The following is a 24,979-nucleotide window of genomic DNA, read 5'->3' on the forward strand; positions in this document are numbered from 1 at the left end:
AGTTTTCTGATAGGAATGTAGAACAAATTGCTTTTCTTCTGTGTCTAAAGATGGAATTCCGTCATTTATATGGAAAAATTTTCATTTTGCAGTACAATGGAGGTAGACTTCATTAGATTAAGGTGAACAAACATGAAATGGTTTAAATCTCATACGTTTTGGAAAATCTTCACGATTAATGTGCTTCTTATTTGTACCGTACTGACGCTAATGTTTATTGTTTCAAGAGTGATGCTGCCTAATATTTCTCAAGATCAATATCGGCAGGTAACTGATAAAACCGTCAAGAGAATGAAAGAGCAAATTAACGTCGTCATTAAAGATATTTGGAGCCTAGGCGACGAGGTACAGCAAGATCCTATTTTTTTATCGGATGATGAACAAGAAATAGACAAAGAATTGCAAAAAATAGTTAATATTTCACCGTATATCGATAGCGGAACCATTTTTAATGTAAAAGGGTATGTTGAGCATTATTACCCGAATGATTTAAAGAATATGAAACATGTGAACTTAAGTAAAAGAAAATATTTTCAAGAAGCGCTGCGAACCAAAAAAATATATTTAAGCGATGTTGTTTCAGCAGATACAAAGCACTACATTGTGGTGATGGCGATTCCTATTTTGGATGGGCAGCAAAATGTAAAAAAGGTCGTAAATTTAGCGCTGCGAATTGAAGAAAATAAAAGTTTTCAATCCATCTTTCAAACGTTCGAGATAGGAGAGAACGGCTATACATTTATTGTAGACCGCAATGGTAGAATTATTTCCCACCCAGAGAAACAGAGAATCGGTGAAAATGCTAAGAAAAACGAAATCGTTCAGAAAACGATGAATCATAAATCAGGATATCAGCGCGTGGTGAACACCGAAGGTAAGTATTTCTTTGCGTCTTTCGAATATATTCCTGTTTTAGATTGGGGAATTGTCGCTGAATTACCCGTTGAAGAAATTTACAGGCCTTATGAAATGTTTGAAAAAACGCTTTGGATCGTTTCAGGCGTTACGATTTTACTGCTTTCTTTTTTTACTGCGTTATATGCAAGGCAAATTGTGAATCCAATTCATAAACTATATGAATTGGCGGGACAAGTAGCGCGCGGGAATTTTAATCAAAAAATTCCGGAACGAGAAATTGAGCGGGGCGAAATCGGTATTTTATCTAAACAGTTTAATGAAATGATTAGCTATATACGCCATTCTAAAGCGAATTTACAGCAAAAAGAAAATCAGCTGCAGGAACAAAAAACGTTTTTAAGACAAGTTATTGACATTAATCCAAGCTATATTTATGCTATCAATCAAAAAAGGGAATTCATTCTCGTTAATGAATCTTTTGCAATGCTCTTAGGTGAAAAATCTGATGACTTAATTGGACAATCAATTGATAAATATCAGTTCAACCTTCAATCAGATCTTTTATATAAAGGGGCGTTTTCAAACTGTACCCAAAAAGGAATGGTATTAGAAGAACAGTTTAAAGATTCGAAAGGAAACCGGCGCTGGGTCGAAACAGCAAAACTTCCTATCATGAATGAAAAACAGGAAGTGATTCAAATGCTGTGTGTATCGACGGATATTACGGAGCGTAAAAAGGCAGAAGAGAAGCTTAGAACTTCTGAGAAGCTAGCCGTGGTAGGAGAACTTGCAGCTGGAGTGGCTCATGAAATCAAAAATCCTTTAACTTCTTTAAAAGGTTTTGTTCACTTATTAAAAGAACAACATCCTAAAGATGCTTTGTATATAGATATCATGGAAACTGAATTAGAACGAATGAATGGAATCGTAGAAGAATTTTTGATGTTAGGAAAACCTCAGGTAATGAAGGTTGAATCTTTGAATATGCAAGCGCTTGTTCAAGAAGTGTGCTCACTTCTTGAACCTGAAGCAGTAGAAAAGGAAGTAGCTTTCATATTTGAAAGAGACGACCAGTTACCAAAGGTGTATGGAGATAAAAATCAGTTAAAACAAGTATTCATTAATATTATTAAAAATTCTATCGAAGCAATGCCTGAAGGAGGAGCTATTCATATTACGATTAAAGTAAAAGAAAACCACCTTTGGCTGCAGCTTGCTGATGAAGGACAAGGTATTCCTCCTGAACGGTTAGCGAAGATAGGTGAGCCTTTTTATAGTACAAAAGAAAAAGGTACAGGTTTAGGACTGATGGTCAGCTATCGGATTATTAAAGCTCATCACGCTCAGATGACGTTTTCTAGTCAGTTAGATAAAGGAACAAGTGTGGATATATTGTTTCCAATCATAAAAAAGTAGGGGAAGTTTCCCCTACTTTTTATTATTATACTTATAATATATCGAAAGCCTTGATGGTACTAAAATCAATGAAAGTACTAAAGAAGATATCCACAGGTTAACAAGAAGTTAACTGCTGAATTATATCGGATATTCACAACTTTATCCACACTATTCACATTTTTTCAGAAAATTTACATAAAAATTACCCACTGTTATTTCAAGTTATGAAAGCGGTAATATGCATATTCAGTAAAGTTATACACATTATCCACATAATTGTGGGTAAACTTTGTGGATATAGTAGAGTTGTAAAAAAACTTCAATAACATCTATAAAATCTTCGTATTATTATGTCTACATAATATAAAAACGTCCTTCCGATACAAACTGTACAGAAAGGACGTTGAGATGATCAAGCGTTGGATAGAGATGTTTTGCCTCACTTATTTTTTCGTGTAGCCGCCTGCACGGTCTGCTTTTTTAAACTCGCGGCCGTAATAGATTTCTTGAGCGCTACTTAACGTATTTTTTGCGTTTTCTTTTCGTTTTTTTTCAGACATAAAAAAACCTCCAATTAACGTTTTTCGATCATGCTACTTATTTTTTCCAGAATCTCTCGTTTTTAATCATAAAAAAAAGCTCTCCGTTACACAGAGAGACTCTTACGCTTCTTTAAGCTGGTGATCTTCTTGAACGTCTTGTTCGTGACGCAAGTAGTATAATGTATACAAGTCTTTTGGAATTTCGTATAAATCATATACGTCTTCATGTTGATTAATTTCATCGTATAAAGCTTTGTGTGTTTCATTCGCAAGTACTGCATAAGGCAGTTTTTCTGCAGCCTTAATAGACCTAATATTAATTTTGCGAATTCGCATAAAAATTCGTTCTATATTTAACTCAAAGAACAGTTCATTAAAGAACGCTTCTTTTGCAATTTGATTATATCCTTTTCCATGAAACGGTTTGCCAAGCCAAGTGCCTAAAAAGCCAGCTTGGTCCTGTACATCAAATAAATTAATGGTGCCGATAGGGTTACCCCATTCGTCTAAAATCGTGCGAGAAATAATTTCTCCATGATCTTCTGCTTCCATCGTTTGTTTAGTCACAAATAAAAATTCTTCATAGGAATGGGCTTTATGACGAACAAAAGGGAAGACATCAGGATGTACCATGAGTTCGTATAGAGATTGACAGTCATTTAGGTCACGTTTTTTTAACATAACTTTTCCCTCCTGATCGAGGGTATATACAGACTCCAATCAAGTCCCCACCCTCGAAATTTTTTAATAATTAAAAAAATTTCGGGGTGGGAATCGAACCCACTAGAACCAGTTACCTGGTGGCGCACCATTTGCCTTCCCATTACAAGTCAACAAACATAAAAAGTCAACGTGTGATGTTTATGCTTTTGTGAAATTCACATGCTTCTAAACGTATCATACTAAAAAAAATTAAAAAAGAAAATAGGTAAAATGTTAATTTTTTTTAAATAATATTTTACCATTTATCATGGTGAAAATAGGCTTTGCTAAGTAGTGAAAAGGATGATGGCTCCATAGCACCAAATCAGCGTCTTTTCCTGCTTCGATACTGCCGATTCGCTGATCAATACGAAGATTTCGAGCAGCAGCAATCGTGATGCCTTCTAATGCTTTTTGTTCTTCGAGCCCTTCACGTACGGCAATGGATGCACAAATATTTAAGTACTGAATGGGCGTATAAGGGTGGTCTGTTGTAATGGAAACTTCTACTCCTTCATTGCAGAGAGCTTGATAGGTTTTCCACGTTTTATTCTTCAGTTCAACCTTTGAGCGCCGTGTTAAAGTTGGTCCCACGCTTACTTTTAAGTTTCTTCCACCTAGCTCTTTAGCAATTAAGTGACCTTCTGTACAGTGTTCAATACGAACGTCTAAATTAAATTCATCTGCTAAGCGCAGAGCTGATAGAATATCATCGGCTCGGTGAGCATGAATTCGAACGGGAATCTCTCTATTCAGCGCTTGAATGAGTGGTTTAATTCGCAAATCATCTTTATTGTCACTGCTTTTTGCATGATAAAAGGCTTCTCTCAGCATCCCCATAATACCCATTCGTGTAATGGATTCTTTATTGCCATGGCTGTGGATTCGTTTTGGATTTTCTCCTAGCGCAATCTTAAGTCCAGCTGTCTCTTGAATCAACATTTGAGAAATACTTGTTCCGGCTGTTTTAATAACGGATGTTGTGCCTCCGATCACATTTGCACTTCCAGGCATAATGTGTACAGACGTAATACCCGCTTCAATGGCATCTTTAAACCCAGGATCTAAAGGATGTACGCTGTCAAAAGCTCGGATATGGGGAGTCATAGGCTCGATTGTTTCGTTAGCATCATTTCCGGCCCAGCCGGTTCCTTCATCATATAGTCCTAGATGTGTATGAACATCAATAAATCCAGGGAATAAATAGCGCTGTTTGCAGTCAATGACTTCTACTTGAAGAGGAGGCTGCAAGTTTGACCCAATCAAAACAATTTTTCCATCTTGAATGAGCACATCATTATTATAAATAGGTTTTGACGTAATAGGATAGAGCGTTGCATTTTTCAAGAGAATGGTTTTCATAAAGGATGCTCCTATCTATCGGCAGCTTAGTCACCTGTTTTAGGTAAATATCAGAAAATAACTAGAGTAAATCTCGCAATGCATCTTCTAATACAGTATATGTAAAAATGTAATTCTGTTGAATCAATTTTTCAGGTAAAACACGCTGTCCTTTCAAAATAATCATACTCATTTCTCCCATCAGCAGCTGAAGGCCAAAGCTAGGTACGGGCATCCAGTGAGGACGATTTAACACTTTTCCAATCGTCTTTCCAAACTCTTTCATTTGAACGGGGTTTGGGGCAGTTACATTAACAGGTCCTTCTATTTGTTCGGTATGAATACAATAATCAATAATGTTGACGACGTCTTGAAGATGCACCCAAGACATCCACTGCTCTCCCGAACCAACTGTCCCTCCTGCAAATAATTTATAAGGAAGGGCGGTAGAAGGGAGTGCCCCGCCATCTTTGCCTAATATAACGCCGAACCTTGTTAAAACAGTACGAATATTGAGTTCCATCGCTTTTAGCGCTTCATTTTCCCACTTTTTTACCGTTTCAGCTAAAAAGTCTGTGCCGATGGATGGAGAAGCTTCTGTGAACGTTTCTGTAGTCGATGTCCCGTAATAACCAACCGCACTTGCATTTACATACAGGGACGGTTTTTCGGGTAAAGCAGCCATAATACGAAGGATTTCTTGAGTAGAAGAAAGGCGACTTTCCACAATGGCTTTTTTGCGCTCGTCCGTCCAGCGGCCGCTGTTAAGTGAAACGCCAGCTAAATTGATAAAAACGTCTGCTCCTTCTACATGCTCTTCAGGTTGGCTGTTTTCTTGCATCCACTCTACATATTTAAGTTTCGGATCTCTTGCAGCTTTATCTGCATTGCGTGTTAAAATATATACATAATGTTTTTGTGTTAAAAAATGTTTTGTTAAAGCTTTACCTACGAATCCAGTTCCTCCAGCAATAACAATTTTCATACGAACTTCCTCCTTTGTTGAGATAAATAAAAATGTGTATGATACGTTTGGCGGTTCTTCAGCCATTAATTTAATAAGAAATATGAGGTGAAGGTGTATGCCTGTTGTCACAAAGATCACAACGCAAAAGAATAGCGGTGAACGTTATAATGTGTATTTAGATTATGGTAAAGGTGAAGAGTTTGGCTTTGGTGTTGACGAAAATGTCCTCATCAAATATGACTTGAAAAAAGGTCGTGAGCTTGATGAATTTGAATTAACGGAAATTCAGTACGCAGATGATGAGAAAAAAGCTTATAATTTAGCAATCACTTACTTATCTTATCGAATGCGCTCTGAAAAAGAGGTACATGATTATTTAAAGAAAAAAGAAATTAACTCTACTATTATTCAACAAGTTATTCAGAAATTAGTCAGCCACCGTTATTTAAATGATGAAGAGTTTGCAAAAGCATTCGTGTTAACTCAAATGAACACGACATCAAAAGGACCAAATGTGATTCAAAGAGAATTAAAAGAAAAGGGAATTTCTGATTCCATTATTACCCTTAGTTTATGTGAATACCCCGAAGAACAGCAAATTCAAACTGCTGTGAAATTAATTGAAAAGTTAAAAGGGAAATATAAAAAATTATCTCAAGTAATGATGAAACAAAAAATGGAACAAGCATTGGCAGTGAAGGGCTATTCATTTTCTATTATTCAAGAAGCATTTCAGCGCACCAATACAGAAAAAGAAAGCGATGAGGCATGGGAAGCTCTGCAATACCAAGGAATGAAAGCTCATCGTCGTTTTTCAAAGTATGAAGGCTGGGAATATCAGCAAAAGATGAAGCAGGCTCTTTATAGAAAAGGATTCTCTATTGACCAAATTCAATCATTTCTAGATTCCATTGAAGAGGAATAAAGGCGGGACAAAAGTATGTTAGTTGAAGAGAAATCCGAACGATGAATCGAGATTCTTGATGGAGAATCCAACTCGTTCGGATTTTTTATTGTGATGGTAAACGTAAACTTCATGTATTTAGCTGCTTCTAGCGGTTGATGATTGGAGGGCAAGACGAAGACTCCTGCGGAAAGCGAAGTCCTGCACGGAAATCAACCGCCGTGTCATAAGCAATTCCTATAAGATCATTTATACAATGTGTTTATCTTTAGATTAGATTGATGCAGTTATGTTTCAATCTTTTTAAAACAAAATATCTTCCAAGTCATTCTGCTGTTTATAAATAATCTCAGCAATTTCGGAAGCCGAGCGCAATCGGCTTTTATCTTTAATGTGATTGTTATGATCCCAAAAAGGAGTATTCATGCCTCCCATGTAAGCTGCAATCACATGAAGGTTGGTATCTTGATACTCCACTTTTAAACTTTCTGTAAATCCCCTTACGCCAAACTTACTTGCTACATAGACGCTTTCATTAGCTTTCCCGCGAAGTCCTGCAGTTGAAATGATATTCATAACTTTAGGTTCAGGTCTCGTCAAGAGATGAGGCATAAGCGCTTGTGTTAAAAAAATAGGTCCTTTTACATTTGTATCGATGACTTCATCAATGGCTTGTTTTGTATAATCGGTCAAAGGGCCAAAATGTCCAATGCCTGCATTGTTGATAAGGATATCTACTGAATGGTTCATCAGCAGTTTTTCTACAGATTTTCCTACTTCTTCATATTTTGTAATATCTACAGACATCGTATATACGTTGTCTCCTAGCGCATGCTGCGCCTCTTTTAATTTATGGTGATTGCGTCCAGCCAGAATGACGTTGTAGTCTTTTGCGTAAAATTTAGCGAGTTCTTTTCCAAGACCCGTCGCACCGCCCGTGATTAGCACTGTTTTCATTCCCAAAACTCCCTTTTCATAGTCTCCCTTTAGTTATACCTTTTGTTATAATAAAATGAAAGCAAACAAGGGGGAAAACAGCATGTCTGAAAAACGTTACAGCGATATGACGACGTATGAACTTCAACAAGAAATTGGGTCTCTTCAAGAAAAAGCACGAAAAGCTGAACAGCTTGGCATGGTCAATGAGTATGCAGTATTAGAAAGAAAAGTAACAATGGCTAGGTCATATTTATTGGATCCCGAAACGTTTAAAGCAGGGGAAGTATATGAAATTCAAGGAGATCCGGGTTCATATTTTAAAATTGATTATATGAACGGAGTTTTTGCGTGGGGATTTAGGCTTGGCTCACCGCAAAACGAAGAGGCACTGCCTATTTCTATGTTGAAAAAATAAAGGGATGAACAAGCAGCACGAAGTGTGCTGCTTGTTTGATTTCTATATTCACTCTATTTTTAAACGTAAAGCAAGCGGTTATTCTTCGCGCTCATTAGAAGCATGCATACGTTCTTGAGGATGCGTGTTAATAGTTCCATTTGCACGTTTTGAAGCGTACTCAGCTTTTGCTCGAGGTTCGCCTTCAAGCTTAGTATGATGTTGGTTTGTAAAATCTTTTGCTTTATTGCGCATCGATACCTCTCCTTTTACAACAGAAAGCGTTGCGGTTATGATATAGTACATGAGGGAGTGAATAACTCCACATTTATAGTGTAAGTTAAAAGTGCAAACATACTCATAAAGAATTTTGGTAATCGAGGTGTTCTTATGAACGATATATTTGAAAGATTAACGAATCAGCTCTTAAATAAAAACAGTTCGCTCTCATATGCTCAAGCACGCACGTGGGTCGAGCTTTTCTGGGAAGATTTTGAGTCATCTTACGCAAAAGCCGGATATGATTATAAAGGTAAAGAAGCGACGGAAAAGGTTGTTACGATGTATATCAACAGCTACGGAGACAAACTTCATGAAATCGCGGTTAAAAACCCTAAATATCAGCATTTATTAAATAACGATGACTATTTAAAACATTAAATAAAAACGAACCGTCTTGAGCAGACGGTTCGTTTTTGGGTTTCATATTTGTTCTTGTTATGATTAGTGCGGGAGATAATCAAGCTTTTTACGCAATTTTTTCTCACTGAAAATCCAACCTGTGTACGAACAAATGATATTTAAATCGTAATCAAGCTGAACTACGGCTACAAATGGATAGTAGTCCTTGCTGCGGTAGCGTAAATCAATAAAGCGCACTTCAATGTGGTCGTTATATTCATCCAGTTCCCATCTATAAATAGGTGAAAATGAAAGAAAAGCAGATAAATTTTCATCTTTTTTCGCTACTTCAATTACGGCTGATTCGGGAATTGGAACTTTATCAAACGTATCATAAATAAAAATTTCTTCTCCAATTGCTCTTCCTACATGAAAATACTTTTCGGTCGTCACAGCTAAGTGCCAGTGAGTGAAACGCAGCGTAGGAGAGATATTGAGCTTGATAACATCAGGAAACTGTTTTCGAAGCTTCTTGGCAATTTGGTGGCGCATATAAAAGCGCAATCCATAGTAAAATGCCAATAACACATACAGCGTAATAAATGTTGGTCCTGGTTCTGCTCCAATAAACCAGATTAAAATCGCAAGTACGTGAGCTGAGAAAATCACGTAATCAAACGTGTTGATTACGCCAAGCGCAATCCATTTATTTGTGAAAGGCCGTAAAGCTTGCGTGCCATAAGCGTTAAAGATATCAACAAAAACGTGAATAATGACGCCTGCAAAGGTCCACATCCAGAGATGCAGCAAGTTAGCTCCTGGCAGCAGAAGCGAAAGAATGAGCACGATAAGCAAAGGCCATAAAATAACAGCCGGAATAGAATGTGTAATTCCACGGTGATTGCGGATATACTGTGCATTGTTTCGCAACTTTAAAACAGTGTCTAAATCAGGTGCTAATGACCCGGCCATTACGCCAATCATTACAGCATCCATTGTGGCTGTATTCGCAGATACAGTGGGGTCTAATGTTGCAAGGCCGCCTAAAGCGATTCCCATTGCAATGTGTGTACCAGTATCCAGAGCGAACTCCTCCTTTGTAAAATGACAATCTTAGATTATCCTAATTCAGCATGGAAGCTGGATTTAGGGCGAAAAATCTCGCTTTATTACTAACGCAGCAAATTAGCTGTTTTTATTCATTATTTGAACAATTCATTTTACTATTCATATTTGTAGTTGTTATAAGGTTATCATAAAGTTACTAAGATTCAAAAAGCAACACATTGTATATGTATAGTTAATACCTCGGAGGCTATGACGTGAAACAAAGTAAAGATATTGTACAAAATTTCGATATTCGAGCATTTCAAGATGACTTAATCTCTTGGTTTGAGCAGGAACAGCGCATTCTACCTTGGCGTCAAGATCAGGACCCTTATAAAGTGTGGGTATCTGAAATTATGCTTCAACAAACGAGAGTAGATACGGTCATTCCGTATTTTAATAATTTTATTAGCAAATTTCCCACTATTAAAGATTTAGCTTATGCGAATGAAGATGATGTGTTAAAAGCGTGGGAAGGATTAGGCTATTATTCCCGTGCCCGTAATTTACAAACCGCCGTTCGAGAAGTTCACGAACAATACGGGGGAGAAGTTCCAAATACGCCAGCAGAAATCTCTAAACTAAAAGGAGTAGGCCCTTATACAACAGGAGCCATTTTAAGTATTGCATACGGAGTGCCGCAGCCTGCTGTAGATGGAAATGTCATGCGTGTGCTATCGCGCATTTTATCCGTTTGGGATGATATTGCAAAACCGAAAACAAGAAAGCTGTTTGAAGATATTGTGCATGAAATTATTTCAAAAGATAATCCTTCCTATTTCAATCAAGGCATGATGGAACTTGGTGCCATTGTCTGTACGCCAACTTCTCCTTCCTGTTTGTTATGTCCAGTTCGCGAACACTGCCGCGCGTTTGCAGAAGGAGTGCAGAATGAGCTTCCTGTCAAATCAAAGAAAAAAGCGCCGCGTGCTCTTCAGCTTGCTGCAGCGGTGATTAGAGACGAGGACGGAAATTATCTGATTCATAAACGTCCAAGCAAAGGACTTTTAGCTAACCTATGGGAATTTCCAAATATAGAAGTCGATCTTAGTATAGCGCCAGATCATCAGCAGCTTCAGGCATTTATTCAAAATGAGTACGGAGCCGATATTAAAATTCATGCGCCGTTTACCACAATTCAGCACGTGTTTTCTCATATCGTCTGGAACATCACAGTATATGAAGCAGAGCTTGCAAGTGATATCAGTGCATTAAAAAATTTGAAAGTGGTTTCTGAAAAAGATTTAGAACAATATGCATTTCCTGTTTCCCATCAAAAAATCTTAAAAGAATATTTACTTGTTAAATAAAAGAAGCGTGGATAAACTCCGCGCTTCTTTTTATTTAATCATATGATACATGCGTGCCGTGTGTGTAATCTGCTTCGTGGCGCTGTAGCCCGCCCCGTGCTTCAATTTCTTTAATAATTTGCTGATGAATACTTTGTCCTTCAGCATTTAAATACGGCGTCATTTGCTGTAAAGAGTGATGAAAAAACGCAAGCTCGCTGTCTTTCCACTCGCTTTTAGAAATCATTGAAAGAGCCGTCATGTCTCTACCTACATACATTCTATTCACCTCGTTCATTTCATCAAGTTTTATCTATTTTCCCTATATTACTTGTTTCTTATGCGATAAAATCAGTACAATGTAAAGATAATACGATACATAAGGGAGATGACATCATGTCACAAAAGGTAGCACTAGTTACGGGAAGCAGCAGAGGTATTGGTAAAGAAATTGCCTTACGTCTGGCTAAAGAAGGATACGATATTGTATTAAACTATGCACGAAGCAAAAGTGCAGCGCAGGAAGTAGCAGAAGAAATCAAAGCACTAGGCAGAGAAGCATTAGTTGTTAAAGCAAACGTAGGAAAAGTAGAAAAAATTAAAGAAATGTTTGAGCAAATTGATGAAGTATTCGGTCGCTTAGACGTATTTGTAAGTAATGCAGCGTCAGGAGTTCTACGTCCTATTATGGAATTGGAAGAAACTCACTGGAACTGGACAATGGATATTAACAGCAAAGGATATTTATTCTGTGCACAAGAAGCGGCTAAACGTATGGAAAAAGTAGGCGGAGGAAAGATTGTTACCATCAGTTCGCTTGGGTCTATTCGCTACTTAGAAAATTATACAACAGTAGGCGTGTCAAAAGCTGCTGTAGAAGCGTTGACCCGCTATTTAGCAGTGGAGCTGGCTCCAAAGAATATTGTGGTAAATGCTGTATCTGGAGGGGCTGTGGATACAGAGGCATTAAAACATTTCCCAAATCGCGATGAGCTTCTAGATGATGCACGCAAGCATACTCCAGCTGGTCGTATGGTGGAGCCAAAAGACATGGTAGATGCAGTTATGTTCTTAGTGTCCGATCAAGCAAATATGATTTGCGGTCAAACGCTTATTATTGACGGAGGGCGTTCACTTTTAATGTAAGGTAAATGTGTTTTGTGCTCACGCCTTAAAATATTGAAAAAAGTTTGCATACCCTATTTACCTCCCGGGCATATTAATTTTCGTGGAGGTGATTACAATGGCAAAACAAACAAACAAAACAGCATCTGGTACAAGCACACAACACGTGAAACAACAAAATGCTCAAGCATCTAAAAACAACTTCGGTACTGAATTTGGTAGCGAAACAAATGTACAAGAAGTGAAACAACAAAATGCTCAAGCAGCGGCAAACAAAAGCCAAAATGCTCAAGCATCTAAAAACAACTTCGGTACTGAATTTGCTAGCGAAACAAGTGCTCAAGAAGTGAGACAACAAAACGCACAAGCTGAAGCAAAGAAAAACCAAAACTCTGGTAAATACCAAGGTTAATACCAAAAGCGAACTTAACGTCTTTCATACGGCGATGTTAAGTTCGCTTTTTCTTATATAAAAAGCAACAAAGTATGACAAAACTTCTTGAAACTTTACACAACTCGTCAAAGGAATCTGTCTCACCTAAACAGAATGTTAACAGAAGTGCCGCGTGTATGGTTAAAGCAAATAGGGAGGAGCTATCGTATGAAAAAATTTGATCAGCTAGTGACTCAACAATTGGAGACCATGGATCAACTTCTGTTTTTGCAGTCTGAGATTGAGCGCTGTCAGGAAATCGAAGGTGAACTAATAAAACTTCATGAAGAAGCAAAACTTCATTCTGTGCAAGATGAAATTAGTGAAATGAAACTAAAATTAAAAGAGATTCAATTGACGTTTGAAGCACAAACCGAAGATATTATTCGTACATATAAAAGTGAAGGGGCTTGCTCTACACTTGCTTAATGAACATTGATGTGTCACTTCCTCTCTTTTTTAAGGCTGCCAAGCAAAGGAAAAGTAGGGGGAGTGACTTTTTTGAACTCAAGAAGGTTAGCACATTTGTGTTAAAATGAGAGAGAAACCGTTATAATAAACATAAGACAAATGGAGACGTTATATGAATTTTTTTAAGTGCTAAAATGAAAGTAGGTATTGGAGATGGGAATTCCGGTGGAAGGAGAAACAATTCAAATACACAGCTACAAGCATAATGGACATATTCATCGCGTATGGGATCGGACAACCGTATTAAAAGCAACCAATAACTTAGTGATTGGAGGAAATGATCGTACGGTCGTTACAGAATCAGATGGACGAACATGGGTCACAAGAGAGCCTGCAATTTGTTATTTTCATGCTCAGCAGTGGTTTAACGTCATTGGTATGATCCGTGAAGATGGAATCTATTATTACTGCAATATCAGTTCGCCGTTCATTTATGATGACAATGAAGCGCTCAAATATATTGATTATGATTTAGATATCAAAGTCTATCCAGATATGACATACTCCCTTCTTGATGAAGATGAATATGAGAAGCATCGAAAAGAAATGAATTATCCAGAAGTGATTGACCGTATTTTACATAATCACGTCGAGGAGTTAAAAGGTTGGATTCGACAGCGAAAAGGCCCGTTTGCTCCAGATTTCATTGACATTTGGTATGAGCGTTTTTTAACATATCGGCATTCTTGATGAATGATTTAGAGAACATTATGTTAGGCCGTCTAAAGCTGACTGTTTGATATAATGTTCTTTTTGGCGTTATGCTCACCATCTTTTAGAAGAGATAAAAGCACTAAAAAATCGACGCGTGTACATATACTAAGAAAGCTTGCCCTCATAGATAGAAAGGGGAGATTTTATGGGAAGTATAAGACGCTACATGAAGTTTGTACAGCCATACAAATGGCAAATTGTCGGCACTGTATTAATTGGTATTATTAAATTTGCTATTCCTTTATTGATTCCGCTGCTTTTAAAATATGTTTTGGACGATATCGTAAATGGACATGGCATGTCCTCCTCTGAAAAAGTTCATAAAATGGTGACGATTATGGGGATTTCGTTTGTTGTATTTTTAGTGTTAAGACCTCCCATTGAATATTACAGGCAGTATTATGCTCAGTGGGTATCGAGCAAAGTACTATATGATATACGGGATCAGCTGTTTAGCCATATTCAAAAGCTTAGCTTACGTTATTATGCAAATACGCGAGCGGGTGAAGTGATTTCACGAGTCATTAATGATGTAGAGCAAACAAAAAACTTTGTTATCACAGGTTTAATGAACGTATGGCTTGATATGATGACGATTGTAATAGCCATTGTGATTATGTTTACGATGAATGTACCTTTAACACTGGTGTCGATTATTTTGCTGCCGGTTTATGCGTTCTCTGTAAAATATTTTTACAGTCGTCTTCGCCATTTAACAAGAGTCCGTTCGCAGGCTTTAGCGGAAGTGCAGGGGCATTTACATGAAAGGGTTCAAGGGATCTCTGTTATTCGCAGCTTTGCTATTGAGCCTCATGAACAGAAGCAATTTGATAAGCAAAATTCAAATTTTCTACAAAAAGCAATCAATCATACGAATTGGAATGCAAAAACATTTGCAGTAGTGAATACCATTACCGATTTGGCACCTTTAATCGTGATTACATTTGCTGGATATCAAGTCATCACAGAAAGTCTTAGCGTAGGAACGATGGTAGCATTTGTGGCCTATATTGACCGCTTGTATAATCCGCTTCGCCGCTTGGTCAATTCATCGACTACGCTCACGCAGTCTGTTGCATCTATGGACCGGGTGTTTGAGTTCATTGATGAAGAATACGATATTACAGACAAGAAAGATGCAAAAGAATGTACTGAGCTTCATGGAAAGGTGCAGTTTGAGCACGTTTCATTTGCTTATGAAGAAGAAGAAAAACCTGTGATTCATGATATTAATTTAGATGTAGAAAAAGGAAAATCCGTTGCGTTTGTTGGAATGAGCGGAGGAGGGAAATCCACGCTTATCAGCTTAATTCCGCGCTTTTATGATGTGACAGAGGGTAAAATTCTCATTGATGACATTGATATCAAAACCTATAAAGTACGCAGCCTGCGAGATAAGATTGGAATCGTCCTGCAGGATACGGTGTTGTTTAGTGACACGGTTAAAAACAATATACTGCTTGGAAAGCCAGGAGCGACAGATGAAGAAGTAATTGCTGCGGCAAAGGCCGCAAATGCCCACGATTTTATTATGAATTTGCCCGAAGGATATGATACAAAAGTGGGAGAGCGGGGAATGAAGCTATCAGGGGGACAGAAGCAGCGTATTTCCATTTCGCGCGTATTTTTAAAAAATCCAGCTATTCTTATTTTTGATGAAGCCACTTCAGCTCTAGATTTGGAAAGTGAGCACTATATTCAAGAAGCATTAGCTGAACTAGCAAAAGACCGTACGACTTTCATTGTAGCCCATCGTTTATCTACAATTACTCATGTTGATGAAATTGTACTTTTAGAAAATGGAAGGGTAGTCGAACGAGGTTCTCATGAGGAGTTAATTAAGAAAAAAGGTCATTACTATCAGCTCTTTAACGTTCAGCAGCTTGATACAATTTAAAAACACCACCTATTGTCTAACAATAGGTGGTGTTTTTAATCTTCTTGTCGCTGATGATTAATATCAAATGAGTTAGCATCCTTGTGATAGTTTTGGAACGTATCAATCAGCTTATCAAGATGCTCTAACTCTTCACTATACTCAATGATGACAGAAATTAAAGGGAAGATATGATAAATAACCTTATTCTCTTCATCATTATCGTATATTTTGTACTGCATAAATTTATCGATTAAAGCTCGTTTTCCAACGCAGGCTTCGTTTGGTACAGTAGTGGTTGGCTGTACGCGTAATTTCCCAATGAATTTTAATAATACTTGCTCATGATACATTAACAGGCACTCAACTTCAGATTTGATTAAATCTTGAAATTGCTGCGGCATGACTTGAAGATCATTTTCCACTCGGTGAAGTAGTTTCAAGGTTGTAAGAGCCCGTGTTGTTACGGTAATCATTTGACGAAATAAAACGAGCTTGCGTGACTTAACAAAACGTTTTTTGGTTGAATAAGTGCGTTCTTCTTTGTAAAAATCAAAGACTTGATTCATTTTAGCCACATTGTCTTTCATTTTTTCAATGTCTTCTTTTAACAATGTGTGCTCAGATGCGTGATAAAGATTCATGCGAATCCATTTAATAATTTCTTCCGTTGTGCTTACAATTTTATAATACAATCTTGTTTCATACTTTGGCGGAATAAAAATAAGATTGACAATAAATGCTGAGAATACCCCAAGTAACACTGTACCAAAGCGTATAAGTGCATATTCAACGAAATTATCTCCTGGATTTTCCATGATTGCAATTACTGTCACAAGCGCAAGCCCAATTGTATTATTAATACGTAATTTTAAGTTGACTGCAATGACAACAACAGCGGTAAAACCAATAATGATGGGATGGGTACCAAAAATAAGTCCAAAACAAACTGCAGAAGCAGCTCCAATCACATTCGCCTGTATTTGCTCCAATATTGTTAAATAAGATCTGTAAATAGACGGTTGAATTGCAAAAACTGCCGCAATTGCCGCAAATATTGGAGATGGTAAACTTAGAAATTCACCTAATAACAATGAAAGTGTAATGGCAATTCCCGTTTTTAAGATGCGGGCACCAAGTTTCATGTGCGTTCGTAGTTCCTTTCTGTAAAAAAGTTTTTTCGTTATGAAGAATGTTCCCCAAAACAAATGATAAATTGCAAAAATCAATCCTTCTTTATTACATAACCTGTTGGAAATAATATAAACAATAACATACTATACAAGGTTTAAGAATGGATATCAAGAGAAAACAAGCAGAAAAATAAGGGTATTTCTCGGGATTTTTCGACAGGCTGACAAAAAGGAGATGACGCGTAAGAAATGGTTATGAAAGGTGGGAATGTTCTATAAGAAAACCCGAAGGTAAAACGAAAAAGAGGTCGAGACATAACGAAATAAATCCAATCTAAAGACGAACAAATGAGATACATGAGCTGAACCGCTTGTGACACAGCAGTTGATTTCCGCAGCATTCTTCGACTTGCCCTTCAATCAACTGCTAGAAAGACCTATACACACGAAACCTGCGTTTACCCTAACAAAAAAAACGAACCACTAATCAAACATCTTGATCAATGGTTCGTTTTTCACTTCGTCTAAAATCCTTTTATCTCAGCCTCTTTAGAATAAGAATTAGCGTTCTTCACTTAATTGTTTAAATGCTTTTTCGACTGCTTCTAACGTGTCGGTAATATCTTGTTCTGTATGAGCTGTAGTAAGGAACCATGCTTCATATTTCGAAGGAGCTAAGTTGACACCTTGGTGGAGCATTAGTTTAAAGAAGCGTGCAAATAATTCGCCGTCTGTATTTTCTGCTTGTTCATAGTTTTTGACCGTTTCTGTTGTAAAGTAGAGAGTAAGAGCGCCTTTCAATCGATTGATAGTGATCGGCATGTTATATGTACGAGCATGTTTTAAAATACCTTCTTCGAGCATCGCCCCTAGCTTATCCAACTGTTCATAAACACCTTCTTGCTTTAGTACTTCTAGGCAAGCAATCCCAGAAAGAATAGAAGCTGGGTTTCCTGCCATTGTACCTGCTTGATAAGCGGGTCCAAGCGGCGCCACTTTTTCCATGATTTCTTTTTTACCGCCGTAAGCTCCGATTGGAAGGCCACCGCCGATGATTTTTCCAAATGCAGTGAGATCAGGTTTTACACCAAGTAAATCTTGAGCTCCACCGTACATAAAGCGAAACGCTGTAATAACTTCATCGTAAATAACAAGTGCTCCAGCTTCGTGAGTTAATTCATTAACTTGTTCTAAAAAGCCAGGTTCCGGCTCAACAATTCCGAAGTTTCCAACGATTGGTTCTACTAAAACAGCTGCAATCTGATCGCCCCATTTTTCTAATGCTTCCTTGTAAGGCTCAATGTCGTTAAAAGGAACTGTGATGACTTCGTTAGCGATACTTTTTGGTACACCAGCAGAGTCAGGAGTGCCGAGTGTAGAAGGACCAGATCCAGCTGCTACTAATACAAGGTCAGAATGGCCGTGGTAGCAACCTGCAAATTTAATAATTTTATCGCGTCCAGTATAAGCGCGTGCTACACGGATCGTTGTCATAACGGCTTCTGTCCCAGAGTTGACGAAGCGCACTTTATCCAATGCGGGCATCGCTTCTTTGAGCATTTTAGCAAATGTGACTTCATGAGCAGTTGGCGTACCGTAAAGAACACCCGTTTCAGCTGCTTTTGTAATAGCTTTCGTGATATGAGGATGAGCGTGTCCCGTAATAATAGGACCGTAAGCTGCTAAATAGTCAATATATTTATTTCCATCAACGTCCCAGAAATAAGCTCCGTTTGCCTTCTCCATTGCAATAGGCGCTCCGCCTCCTACGGCTTTATATGAACGTGAAGGGCTGTTAACGCCGCCTACAATATGCTCGAGCGCTTCAGCGTGTAATTGTTCTGATTTTGTAAATTGCATAGTATGCCTCCTAATGAAAAGTTCAACTTCTCTATTCTATCAAACTTATTTGTTTCTTGAAAAACATTCGAGAACGTGTATGATAGAAATTTGTGAGCTAACTGCTAGAAAATAGTTCCTCGTCTCTTGGAGGAGTTGCTAGCAAGGGCGCCGGAAACAATAAAAGAAACCACTAATACGTCGACGTAACGGAGGGAATACAATGAAAAATGCTATTGAGGTGAATCAACTTCGGAAAGAATTTAAAGCCTATTCTAGCCGCTCTGGCCTTAAAGGGGCATTCCGGGATCTATTTACCCGTAATTATAGAGTCATGAAAGCTGTGAACGATATATCGTTTACCGTAAAACAAGGGGAAATGGTAGGGTATATAGGAGAAAACGGAGCGGGGAAATCGACCACAATCAAAATGCTGACAGGAATCTTAACTCCTACTTCAGGCGACATTACCGTAAATGGAATGAATCCTCATAAGGAAAGAGAAAAGTTTGCCCAAACGATTGGTGTTGTTTTTGGTCAACGCTCTCAGCTATGGTGGGATATTGCCGTACAAGAATCTTTTCGCCTGTTAAAAAAAGTATACAAAGTGTCAGATGAAGATTATAACGCTCATATGGAGCACGTTATTCAAACGTTAGATATTGGACCGCTGCTAGATAAGCCGGTGCGAAAGCTTTCTCTAGGTCAAAGAATGCGCTGTGAGCTGGCTGCTGCTCTTATTCATAATCCGCCGCTTCTATTTTTAGATGAACCGACGATTGGTTTAGATGTACTAGTTAAATTAAAAATCCGCCAATTTTTAAAAGAAATTAATGAAAAATATAATACGACGATTTTGCTTACGACACATGATTTAGCAGATATTGAAGCTTTATGTGAACGCGTTGTAATGCTGGATGAAGGCAGTATTATTTATGACGGATCGCTGCAAAAGCTGCGTTCGAATTGGGGAGACCTTAAACAAGTTACGTTTGAATTTGGAACCGCGCCAAATAACGAGCAGTTGAAGCTATTGACGCAAGGGATGCCTGTTAACTGGATTGAAGGTGATCAAAAATATTTGTGGACAGCGCAGCTTCAAAATAAAGGGGACTTGATGTCACAGCTGATTGCTAAAGTGGTGGCAAAGCATGAAATCAGTGATATTAACATTGAAGAAATTTCAACGGAAGAAATTATCCGCAACATTTATGAAGAAGGTGTTGTGAATGGATAAATATATAGAGATGATACGCATTCGCTTTTTAATGATGCTGGCGTATCGGACGAATTATTACAGCGGAATATTGATTTATGCGATTAATATTGGTGCTTACTACTTTTTATGGTCCGCTATTTATGGAGGAAAAGAGAATATTCAAGGGTTATCCATTACCCAAATGACAACGTATGTAGCCGTTTCATGGATGGCAAGAGCCTTTTATTTTAATAACATTGACCGTGAAATGGCAATGGAAATTAAAGATGGCAAAGTGGCAGTAGAGTTAATTAAGCCTTATAGCTACCTTGGTATGAAAACAATGCAAGGACTGGGAGAAGGGATTTTTCGGCTGCTGTTTTTCTCAGTGCCCGGCATGATTATTGTCGCGTTTTTATTTCCAGTACAGTTCTCAGCAAATGCAGCAACATGGCTTTATTTTGGACTGTCTTTAATTTTTAGTTTCATTATTAATACACAAATTAATTTATTAACGGGTATTACGACTTTCTTTCTCTTTAACAATGATGGACTCATTCGAGCGAAGCGCGTTGTTATTGATTTGTTTTCAGGACTTCTTCTGCCCATCAGCTTCTATCCTTTCTGGGCGCAACATATTATGAGCTATTTCCCTTTTCAAGCCATTAGTTATATTCCGAGCATGATTTTCACAAATGGATTTAAAGGGCAGGAAGTAATAAATGCTCTTATTACACAAGCAGTTTGGTCAGGACTTCTATTTATCCCTATTGCATGTTTGTGGAACATAGCGAAGAAAAAAATGGTTATTCAAGGAGGGTAGTCTATGAAAATGTTTTATTTTTCGATTTTCTTTCAGTACATTAGTCAATATATGAAAACAAGGCTTCAGTACCGCACCGACATGGTAGTTGAAATCATTTCAGACTTATTGTTTCAAACAGTTAATTTGATTTTTATTTTAGTCGTATTTGGACATACTCAGTCGCTGCACGGATGGTCACGAGAGGAAATTATCTTTATTTATGGTTTCTTTTTGGTCCCTTTTGCTATTTTTTCGTCTTTCTTTAACATTTGGGATTTCAACGAGCGGTACATTGTTAAAGGAGAAATGGATCGAATTTTAACAAGGCCGATTCACAGTTTGTTTCAAGTTATTTTAGAGCGAATGGAACTAGAATCATTGTTTGGTGGTATCACAGGGATTGCAGTAATGGCTTACGCTGCTTCTTCTTTACATCTTCATTTCCAGTGGTATGATGTTTTTATTTTTCTATTATTTATTTTAGGAGGAGCGCTTGTATACGCAGGAATTTTCATCGCCTTAGCAAGCATAGGCTTCTGGTCGGATGCCAGAACCTCTATTATGCCTACTATTTATAATATTGGAAACTACGGAAGGTATCCTGTAGATATTTATAATAATGTCATCCGATATGTTTTAACGTGGATTCTTCCTTTTGCATTTGTAGGCGTATATCCAGCTGCTTATTTCTTAGGAAGATCAGAATGGTATGGATATGCATTTTTAACCCCAGTTATGGGAATCGTCTTTTTTGTAATCTCTATTTTCTTATGGAATACAGGGGTCAAAAAATACAGAGGAGCAGGCAATTAAATGCCTGCTCTTTTTCGTGGCTTCGGAGTAGTAATGAATGGACAAGAACGCGCGTATAGTGGTAGTAAGAGTATAAATTAAAGGAGTAGAATGATGGTTATTTTTCTAATCCTCGTTATCATTGTTTTTGTAATTGGTAGTATGAAGTTTCTCTTTGAAAAAGAACTTGGAGAATTTCATTTTTTCTCAATTGGTCATTTCTTTGTCTTGTTTTATTCATATATTACAGTTTTATTGGGATTTAGCCTTATTTATACAGTATGTGAGATGGGGAGTATTCCAGTATTAAGCGGAGGGTTTGAACATGAAGGTCATTATTTCTATACCCTGTTTAACAGTATGTATTTCAGCGCAGCGACGTTATTTTCAGTAGGCTACGGAGATATGTATCCGGTTGGAATTGGGAAATTATTTGCAACTTTTGAAGCGTTTATCGGCTATATTATGCCTGCAATCTTTGTGATGCGGACTGTTACCCGTACTTAAACTTGTCATCTTATCTAATATTGGGTACGCTATTCAAAGAAAATGAAAAGCGTAAAGGAGAAGATAAATATGACAGCTGTAGTTGGAGAAAAAGCACCCGATTTTGTATTGATGTCTACAAATGGAGAGCAAGTATCACTAGCGTCGATGAAAGGCAAAAACGTTGTGCTGTATTTTTATCCGAAAGATATGACGCCAGGCTGCACAACAGAAGCCTGTGATTTCAGAGATCAGCATGAAAATTTTGAAGAGCTAGATGCGGTGATTCTAGGAGTGAGCCCGGATCCAATCGACAAACACCATAAGTTTATTGATAAGCACGGCCTTCCATTCTTACTTTTAGCTGACGAAGATCACAGCGTAGCTGAAGAGTATGGAGTATGGACACTGAAAAAAAACTTTGGAAAAGAATATATGGGCATTGAACGCTCCACTTTTATCATTGATAAAGAAGGAATGCTCGTAAAAGAATATCGCAAGGTTCGAGTGAAAGGGCATGTGGAAGAAGCTTTATCATTTATTAAAGAAAAAATGGCATAAAAACAGGCAGATAACTAGAGCAGTTTTAGTCTTTGAACATACAATATCAGTGTAGGGCATACCTCCTCAGATGTTAATATATTTAAAAGTGTGGATTGAATTCCACACTTCTTTTTTTGAATAAAATATATGAAAAATTTCTACTTGTTACATAAAATAGGAATAGGCATCAAGTTGACAAAACGTGGGTAAAACATGTAGACTAATTATAAGAATTATAAAGTAATAATACTTACAGAAGAGGGGTGCATGACGTGTCAAATCATTTACAAGAAGCCCTTGAAACGTTAAAAGGTACTGGCGTTCGTATTACACCACAACGTCATGCTATTTTAGAGTATTTAATCAATTCAATGACACATCCAACAGCAGATGATATTTATAAAGCGCTGGAAGGTAAGTTTCCAAATATGAGTGTAGCGACCGTTTACAATAATTTAAGAGTATTTCGCGAAGTAGGTATTGTAAAGGAACTAACATACGGTGATGCATCAAGCCGGTTTGATTATGTTACAACAGAGCATTACCATGTGATTTGCGAAAGCTGCGGAAAAATTGTGGATTTTCATTATCCTGGTTTAGACGAAGTAGAAAAGCTGGCTGCTCATATTACTGACTTTGATATTAGTCACCACCGAATGGAAATTTACGGAACGTGTCCTGATTGTACGGCTAAAAAAGCGCATTAATAAGCTGATAGTAGTGATACTATCAGCTTTCTTTTTGTTTTTTTCTATTATACTTTTCGTCGAATTGTTTTCCTTCAAGAGACTGGTCAAGCGTAAGCGGCTCGTTGCAATACATACACATATCTACGCGCCCTAGCATTTTGGTTTGCTTTTGACATGTAGGGCAGGTTACTTGAACCGCTTTTGTAGAAAGCATGCCAATCCAGAAATAAACGCCGGTACTAGCTACGATGCACAGCAAACCCAAAAGCATAAAAATAGTCATTAGCCAGACTGAAGACCGAAAGAAAATTCCCCCATACATAACAATGAAACCAACAAAGATCAGACTGAGTGCAAACGTGCGAATCTTGTTAATTTTATTTGAATACTTTATCCCCATCAGTATCCCCCCTGTTACCAATATATCATAGAGTGAGACAATGAATGATGATAAAAATTGAATCTTCGGAAAATTATCGTTGGTTTTTGAGCTTTCTGAATGATTTCCATAATTCTGAGTGGGATATCCGTTATACATCGTATATAATAAAAAAAGAAATCTTAGTCCATAGCCTTTAAAATTTTGAAAAATATTTGTTTATTACAGTTAGGAGAGCTCAAAATGGAAGATGTTTTACGGCCAATATATCAAGAAAGAGCTAGCAATAAAGACACACTAGGTATTTTACTGATTGAAAAAAAGAAATCAGAATCTCCAGTGACGGATAATTTGGATGCTATCTTATTTATTGTGACCAAAACTACAGAAACTTCTCTTTTTATTAAACAATACGAATATGAAAATGAGCGTGCGGCACTTTATATGGCTTCTGAACAGCAAATGAGTGAATGGATTATGAATGGGACGAACCGCCGTATTATTGATTGGATCTTAAATGGTAAAGTGCTATTTGATCGAAACGAATATATGGAAAACTTAAAGAAACGCTTAATTGATTTTCCTAGAGAAGATCGGACAAAGAGAATAGGTGTCGAGTTTGCTAAGTTGATTCGCCGATTTAAAGAAGGAAAAGACTTTTATGCGTCTAATCATTATTTAGATGCATTCAATCATGTCATTCATGCTCTTCATCATTTAGCACGACTGTCTGTGTTGGAAAATGGATTTCATCCAGAAGTGACAGTGTGGAACCAAGTGAAAAAAATAGAACCTGAAATTCATCGTCTTTACGAAGAGCTAATTATTAGCCAAGAAGAGGTTAGCAAGCGTTTAGAGCTGCTTTTCTTAGCGAGTGAATTTCTAGTAAATAAAAAAACTGAATTAGGTGCCAAGCATCTTGTTCATATTATGAAAAGCGAAAAGCAGGAATGGACGTTTAATGAACTGGTTCATCATCCCGAAATACGCCCTTATGCTATTGATTTAGGAATACTTCTTGAGTTTTTAATTGAAAAAGATATCATTATGGTAAAAAAAGTAGAAACAAAAGGAAAGAGTTTGTACCATAGACACTATGTGGCGAAATGATAGAGAGGATAAAGGGTATCTGATACGGTGCGGTTATGACGTGTAGATACCCTGACATATGACTTTATAGCCTTGATAAAAGGTTTTTCTAAAAAAACACGATTTATTTTAAAAAATCTATTGACGCTTTAAAATATCCGTGGTAAATTTATATACGTCGCCAATGAGCGATACTAAATTTATCAAAAACTTGAAAAAACTTCTTAAAAAAGTTGTTGACAAGAAAGAGATAAACTGGTAAGATTAAAAAGTCGCTTAAGAGCGGCGGTTGAACTTTGAAAACTGAACAAAGCGACAAACGTCAACGTTAATTTTTATTTTTTA

28 protein-coding genes are annotated in these 24,979 nt (G+C 37.4%); 17 read left to right on the forward strand and 11 right to left on the reverse strand.

The window, feature by feature from the left end; translation table 11 throughout:
• Positions 1 to 132: 132 nt before the first annotated feature.
• Positions 133 to 2,274 carry a cache domain-containing protein gene (locus ACFX4R_RS28610; RefSeq protein WP_340448527.1) on the forward strand — a complete coding sequence of 714 codons (2,142 nt, stop codon included), beginning with the start codon at positions 133 to 135 and terminating at the stop codon, positions 2,272 to 2,274.
• A gap of 425 nt (positions 2,275 to 2,699) precedes the next feature.
• Here ACFX4R_RS28610 and ACFX4R_RS28615 read toward each other — a convergent pair whose 3' ends face one another.
• The 4 genes from ACFX4R_RS28615 to ACFX4R_RS28630 all read right to left on the reverse strand — a co-directional run bounded on the left by ACFX4R_RS28615 (position 2,700) and on the right by ACFX4R_RS28630 (position 5,826).
• Complete coding sequence (locus tag ACFX4R_RS28615) at positions 2,700 to 2,816, reverse strand: YfhE family protein (RefSeq protein ID WP_013055148.1); 117 nt, start codon at positions 2,814 to 2,816, stop codon at positions 2,700 to 2,702.
• Positions 2,817 to 2,918: 102 nt separating this feature from the next.
• The gene (locus tag ACFX4R_RS28620) at positions 2,919 to 3,479 is read right to left on the reverse strand and encodes a GNAT family N-acetyltransferase (protein ID WP_013055149.1); all 561 of its coding nucleotides are present in this window, start codon (positions 3,477 to 3,479) and stop codon (positions 2,919 to 2,921) included.
• Between the two features lie 255 nt (positions 3,480 to 3,734).
• Positions 3,735 to 4,862 carry an amidohydrolase gene (locus ACFX4R_RS28625; RefSeq protein WP_043977865.1) on the reverse strand — a complete coding sequence of 376 codons (1,128 nt, stop codon included), beginning with the start codon at positions 4,860 to 4,862 and terminating at the stop codon, positions 3,735 to 3,737.
• Between the two features lie 61 nt (positions 4,863 to 4,923).
• Positions 4,924 to 5,826, reverse strand: coding sequence for a TIGR01777 family oxidoreductase (locus tag ACFX4R_RS28630; protein ID WP_323619226.1), 903 nt, complete (start codon positions 5,824 to 5,826; stop codon positions 4,924 to 4,926).
• 97 nt (positions 5,827 to 5,923) lie between these two features.
• Here ACFX4R_RS28630 and recX point away from each other — a divergent pair, with 97 nt between their 5' ends.
• Positions 5,924 to 6,733, forward strand: a complete 810-nt coding sequence (recX, locus tag ACFX4R_RS28635) for a recombination regulator RecX (RefSeq protein WP_028410123.1) — start codon at positions 5,924 to 5,926, stop codon at positions 6,731 to 6,733.
• Positions 6,734 to 7,015: 282 nt separating this feature from the next.
• Here recX and ACFX4R_RS28640 read toward each other — a convergent pair whose 3' ends face one another.
• Positions 7,016 to 7,669, reverse strand: coding sequence for an SDR family NAD(P)-dependent oxidoreductase (locus ACFX4R_RS28640; RefSeq protein ID WP_237075130.1), 654 nt, complete (start codon positions 7,667 to 7,669; stop codon positions 7,016 to 7,018).
• An 82-nt stretch (positions 7,670 to 7,751) separates the two neighbouring features.
• Between ACFX4R_RS28640 and ACFX4R_RS28645 the strand changes: the two genes are divergently transcribed.
• A complete protein-coding gene (locus tag ACFX4R_RS28645) occupies positions 7,752 to 8,066 on the forward strand; it encodes a YfhH family protein (RefSeq protein WP_013055154.1) in 315 nt (104 codons plus the stop codon).
• A gap of 78 nt (positions 8,067 to 8,144) precedes the next feature.
• Here ACFX4R_RS28645 and ACFX4R_RS28650 read toward each other — a convergent pair whose 3' ends face one another.
• A complete protein-coding gene (locus tag ACFX4R_RS28650; protein WP_016762865.1) occupies positions 8,145 to 8,300 on the reverse strand; it encodes a small, acid-soluble spore protein K in 156 nt (51 codons plus the stop codon).
• A gap of 135 nt (positions 8,301 to 8,435) precedes the next feature.
• On the opposite strand from ACFX4R_RS28650, the gene ACFX4R_RS28655 reads away from it, so the two are divergent.
• Positions 8,436 to 8,705 carry a YfhJ family protein gene (locus ACFX4R_RS28655; RefSeq protein ID WP_013055156.1) on the forward strand — a complete coding sequence of 90 codons (270 nt, stop codon included), beginning with the start codon at positions 8,436 to 8,438 and terminating at the stop codon, positions 8,703 to 8,705.
• Between the two features lie 63 nt (positions 8,706 to 8,768).
• Here the strand turns inward: ACFX4R_RS28655 and ACFX4R_RS28660 are convergent, their stop codons facing one another.
• A complete protein-coding gene (locus ACFX4R_RS28660; RefSeq protein WP_074682687.1) occupies positions 8,769 to 9,749 on the reverse strand; it encodes a metal-dependent hydrolase in 981 nt (326 codons plus the stop codon).
• Positions 9,750 to 9,988: 239 nt separating this feature from the next.
• Between ACFX4R_RS28660 and mutY the strand changes: the two genes are divergently transcribed.
• On the forward strand, positions 9,989 to 11,083 hold the full coding sequence (gene mutY / locus ACFX4R_RS28665; RefSeq protein WP_043977872.1) for an A/G-specific adenine glycosylase: 1,095 nt from the start codon (positions 9,989 to 9,991) through the stop codon (positions 11,081 to 11,083).
• Between the two features lie 34 nt (positions 11,084 to 11,117).
• Here mutY and ACFX4R_RS28670 read toward each other — a convergent pair whose 3' ends face one another.
• On the reverse strand, positions 11,118 to 11,342 hold the full coding sequence (locus ACFX4R_RS28670) for a hypothetical protein (protein ID WP_014461827.1): 225 nt from the start codon (positions 11,340 to 11,342) through the stop codon (positions 11,118 to 11,120).
• 116 nt (positions 11,343 to 11,458) lie between these two features.
• On the opposite strand from ACFX4R_RS28670, the gene fabL reads away from it, so the two are divergent.
• The 5 genes from fabL to ACFX4R_RS28695 all read left to right on the forward strand — a co-directional run bounded on the left by fabL (position 11,459) and on the right by ACFX4R_RS28695 (position 15,702).
• A complete protein-coding gene (fabL, locus tag ACFX4R_RS28675; protein WP_013055160.1) occupies positions 11,459 to 12,208 on the forward strand; it encodes an enoyl-[acyl-carrier-protein] reductase FabL in 750 nt (249 codons plus the stop codon).
• Between the two features lie 97 nt (positions 12,209 to 12,305).
• A complete protein-coding gene (locus tag ACFX4R_RS28680; protein ID WP_013081547.1) occupies positions 12,306 to 12,599 on the forward strand; it encodes a gamma-type small acid-soluble spore protein in 294 nt (97 codons plus the stop codon).
• 189 nt (positions 12,600 to 12,788) lie between these two features.
• Entirely contained in the window at positions 12,789 to 13,049 is a 261-nt protein-coding gene (locus ACFX4R_RS28685; protein ID WP_013081548.1) for a YgaB family protein, read from the forward strand.
• Positions 13,050 to 13,244: 195 nt separating this feature from the next.
• Positions 13,245 to 13,781 carry a nucleoside tri-diphosphate phosphatase gene (ntdP, locus tag ACFX4R_RS28690; protein ID WP_043977877.1) on the forward strand — a complete coding sequence of 179 codons (537 nt, stop codon included), beginning with the start codon at positions 13,245 to 13,247 and terminating at the stop codon, positions 13,779 to 13,781.
• A gap of 169 nt (positions 13,782 to 13,950) precedes the next feature.
• Positions 13,951 to 15,702: an ABC transporter ATP-binding protein gene (locus tag ACFX4R_RS28695; protein WP_016762869.1), complete on the forward strand. Its 1,752-nt coding sequence runs from the start codon at positions 13,951 to 13,953 to the stop codon at positions 15,700 to 15,702.
• Between the two features lie 35 nt (positions 15,703 to 15,737).
• Here ACFX4R_RS28695 and ACFX4R_RS28700 read toward each other — a convergent pair whose 3' ends face one another.
• Together ACFX4R_RS28700 and ACFX4R_RS28705 are read right to left on the reverse strand one after the other, a co-directional pair.
• On the reverse strand, positions 15,738 to 16,826 hold the full coding sequence (locus ACFX4R_RS28700) for an FUSC family protein (RefSeq protein ID WP_114897218.1): 1,089 nt from the start codon (positions 16,824 to 16,826) through the stop codon (positions 15,738 to 15,740).
• Positions 16,827 to 17,375: 549 nt separating this feature from the next.
• Positions 17,376 to 18,674, reverse strand: a complete 1,299-nt coding sequence (locus tag ACFX4R_RS28705; RefSeq protein WP_114897219.1) for a glutamate-1-semialdehyde 2,1-aminomutase — start codon at positions 18,672 to 18,674, stop codon at positions 17,376 to 17,378.
• A 202-nt stretch (positions 18,675 to 18,876) separates the two neighbouring features.
• Here ACFX4R_RS28705 and ACFX4R_RS28710 point away from each other — a divergent pair, with 202 nt between their 5' ends.
• From ACFX4R_RS28710 to perR, 6 genes are all read left to right on the forward strand, one after another.
• Positions 18,877 to 19,890, forward strand: coding sequence for an ABC transporter ATP-binding protein (locus ACFX4R_RS28710; RefSeq protein ID WP_043977883.1), 1,014 nt, complete (start codon positions 18,877 to 18,879; stop codon positions 19,888 to 19,890).
• The gene (locus ACFX4R_RS28715) at positions 19,883 to 20,674 is read left to right on the forward strand and encodes an ABC transporter permease (protein ID WP_043977886.1); all 792 of its coding nucleotides are present in this window, start codon (positions 19,883 to 19,885) and stop codon (positions 20,672 to 20,674) included. The genes ACFX4R_RS28710 and ACFX4R_RS28715 overlap by 8 nt, the downstream gene beginning before the upstream one ends.
• 9 nt (positions 20,675 to 20,683) lie before the next feature.
• Positions 20,684 to 21,469 carry an ABC transporter permease gene (locus ACFX4R_RS28720; protein ID WP_013055169.1) on the forward strand — a complete coding sequence of 262 codons (786 nt, stop codon included), beginning with the start codon at positions 20,684 to 20,686 and terminating at the stop codon, positions 21,467 to 21,469.
• Between the two features lie 93 nt (positions 21,470 to 21,562).
• A complete protein-coding gene (locus tag ACFX4R_RS28725; protein WP_013081554.1) occupies positions 21,563 to 21,955 on the forward strand; it encodes an ion channel in 393 nt (130 codons plus the stop codon).
• A 69-nt stretch (positions 21,956 to 22,024) separates the two neighbouring features.
• Positions 22,025 to 22,495: a thioredoxin-dependent thiol peroxidase gene (bcp, locus tag ACFX4R_RS28730; protein WP_043977888.1), complete on the forward strand. Its 471-nt coding sequence runs from the start codon at positions 22,025 to 22,027 to the stop codon at positions 22,493 to 22,495.
• 254 nt (positions 22,496 to 22,749) lie between these two features.
• A complete protein-coding gene (perR, locus tag ACFX4R_RS28735; protein ID WP_013055172.1) occupies positions 22,750 to 23,184 on the forward strand; it encodes a peroxide-responsive transcriptional repressor PerR in 435 nt (144 codons plus the stop codon).
• Positions 23,185 to 23,206: 22 nt separating this feature from the next.
• Here perR and ACFX4R_RS28740 read toward each other — a convergent pair whose 3' ends face one another.
• Positions 23,207 to 23,566 (reverse strand): YgzB family protein, encoded by a 360-nt coding sequence (locus tag ACFX4R_RS28740; protein WP_013055173.1) that lies wholly within the window; start codon positions 23,564 to 23,566, stop codon positions 23,207 to 23,209.
• A 222-nt stretch (positions 23,567 to 23,788) separates the two neighbouring features.
• Here ACFX4R_RS28740 and ACFX4R_RS28745 point away from each other — a divergent pair, with 222 nt between their 5' ends.
• The gene (locus ACFX4R_RS28745) at positions 23,789 to 24,655 is read left to right on the forward strand and encodes a nucleotidyltransferase-like protein (RefSeq protein WP_013055174.1); all 867 of its coding nucleotides are present in this window, start codon (positions 23,789 to 23,791) and stop codon (positions 24,653 to 24,655) included.
• Positions 24,656 to 24,979 lie beyond the last annotated feature (324 nt).

It is taken from the genome of Priestia sp. YIM B13490 (assembly GCF_042787735.1).
Classification (GTDB): domain Bacteria; phylum Bacillota; class Bacilli; order Bacillales; family Bacillaceae_H; genus Priestia; species Priestia megaterium.

What these genes read in the sequence shown, in the direction of transcription:
- ACFX4R_RS28645 (WP_013055154.1), top strand. Translation starts at nt 7,752, where the DNA reads ATGTCTGAAAAACGTTACAGCGATATGACGACGTATGAACTTCAACAA.
- ACFX4R_RS28655 (WP_013055156.1), top strand. Translation starts at nt 8,436, where the DNA reads ATGAACGATATATTTGAAAGATTAACGAATCAGCTCTTAAATAAAAAC.
- ACFX4R_RS28620 (WP_013055149.1), bottom strand. Translation starts at nt 3,479, where the DNA reads ATGTTAAAAAAACGTGACCTAAATGACTGTCAATCTCTATACGAACTC.
- ACFX4R_RS28740 (WP_013055173.1), bottom strand. Translation starts at nt 23,566, where the DNA reads ATGGGGATAAAGTATTCAAATAAAATTAACAAGATTCGCACGTTTGCA.
- ACFX4R_RS28695 (WP_016762869.1), top strand. Translation starts at nt 13,951, where the DNA reads ATGGGAAGTATAAGACGCTACATGAAGTTTGTACAGCCATACAAATGG.
- ACFX4R_RS28700 (WP_114897218.1), bottom strand. Translation starts at nt 16,826, where the DNA reads ATGAAACTTGGTGCCCGCATCTTAAAAACGGGAATTGCCATTACACTT.
- fabL (WP_013055160.1), top strand. Translation starts at nt 11,459, where the DNA reads ATGTCACAAAAGGTAGCACTAGTTACGGGAAGCAGCAGAGGTATTGGT.
- recX (WP_028410123.1), top strand. Translation starts at nt 5,924, where the DNA reads ATGCCTGTTGTCACAAAGATCACAACGCAAAAGAATAGCGGTGAACGT.
- ACFX4R_RS28630 (WP_323619226.1), bottom strand. Translation starts at nt 5,826, where the DNA reads ATGAAAATTGTTATTGCTGGAGGAACTGGATTCGTAGGTAAAGCTTTA.
- bcp (WP_043977888.1), top strand. Translation starts at nt 22,025, where the DNA reads ATGACAGCTGTAGTTGGAGAAAAAGCACCCGATTTTGTATTGATGTCT.
- ACFX4R_RS28615 (WP_013055148.1), bottom strand. Translation starts at nt 2,816, where the DNA reads ATGTCTGAAAAAAAACGAAAAGAAAACGCAAAAAATACGTTAAGTAGC.
- ACFX4R_RS28680 (WP_013081547.1), top strand. Translation starts at nt 12,306, where the DNA reads ATGGCAAAACAAACAAACAAAACAGCATCTGGTACAAGCACACAACAC.
- ACFX4R_RS28610 (WP_340448527.1), top strand. Translation starts at nt 133, where the DNA reads ATGAAATGGTTTAAATCTCATACGTTTTGGAAAATCTTCACGATTAAT.
- ACFX4R_RS28710 (WP_043977883.1), top strand. Translation starts at nt 18,877, where the DNA reads ATGAAAAATGCTATTGAGGTGAATCAACTTCGGAAAGAATTTAAAGCC.
- ACFX4R_RS28625 (WP_043977865.1), bottom strand. Translation starts at nt 4,862, where the DNA reads ATGAAAACCATTCTCTTGAAAAATGCAACGCTCTATCCTATTACGTCA.
- ACFX4R_RS28650 (WP_016762865.1), bottom strand. Translation starts at nt 8,300, where the DNA reads ATGCGCAATAAAGCAAAAGATTTTACAAACCAACATCATACTAAGCTT.
- ACFX4R_RS28725 (WP_013081554.1), top strand. Translation starts at nt 21,563, where the DNA reads ATGGTTATTTTTCTAATCCTCGTTATCATTGTTTTTGTAATTGGTAGT.
- ACFX4R_RS28720 (WP_013055169.1), top strand. Translation starts at nt 20,684, where the DNA reads ATGTTTTATTTTTCGATTTTCTTTCAGTACATTAGTCAATATATGAAA.
- ACFX4R_RS28705 (WP_114897219.1), bottom strand. Translation starts at nt 18,674, where the DNA reads ATGCAATTTACAAAATCAGAACAATTACACGCTGAAGCGCTCGAGCAT.
- ACFX4R_RS28685 (WP_013081548.1), top strand. Translation starts at nt 12,789, where the DNA reads ATGAAAAAATTTGATCAGCTAGTGACTCAACAATTGGAGACCATGGAT.
- ntdP (WP_043977877.1), top strand. Translation starts at nt 13,245, where the DNA reads ATGGGAATTCCGGTGGAAGGAGAAACAATTCAAATACACAGCTACAAG.
- ACFX4R_RS28745 (WP_013055174.1), top strand. Translation starts at nt 23,789, where the DNA reads ATGGAAGATGTTTTACGGCCAATATATCAAGAAAGAGCTAGCAATAAA.
- ACFX4R_RS28670 (WP_014461827.1), bottom strand. Translation starts at nt 11,342, where the DNA reads ATGTATGTAGGTAGAGACATGACGGCTCTTTCAATGATTTCTAAAAGC.
- ACFX4R_RS28640 (WP_237075130.1), bottom strand. Translation starts at nt 7,669, where the DNA reads ATGAAAACAGTGCTAATCACGGGCGGTGCGACGGGTCTTGGAAAAGAA.
- ACFX4R_RS28715 (WP_043977886.1), top strand. Translation starts at nt 19,883, where the DNA reads ATGGATAAATATATAGAGATGATACGCATTCGCTTTTTAATGATGCTG.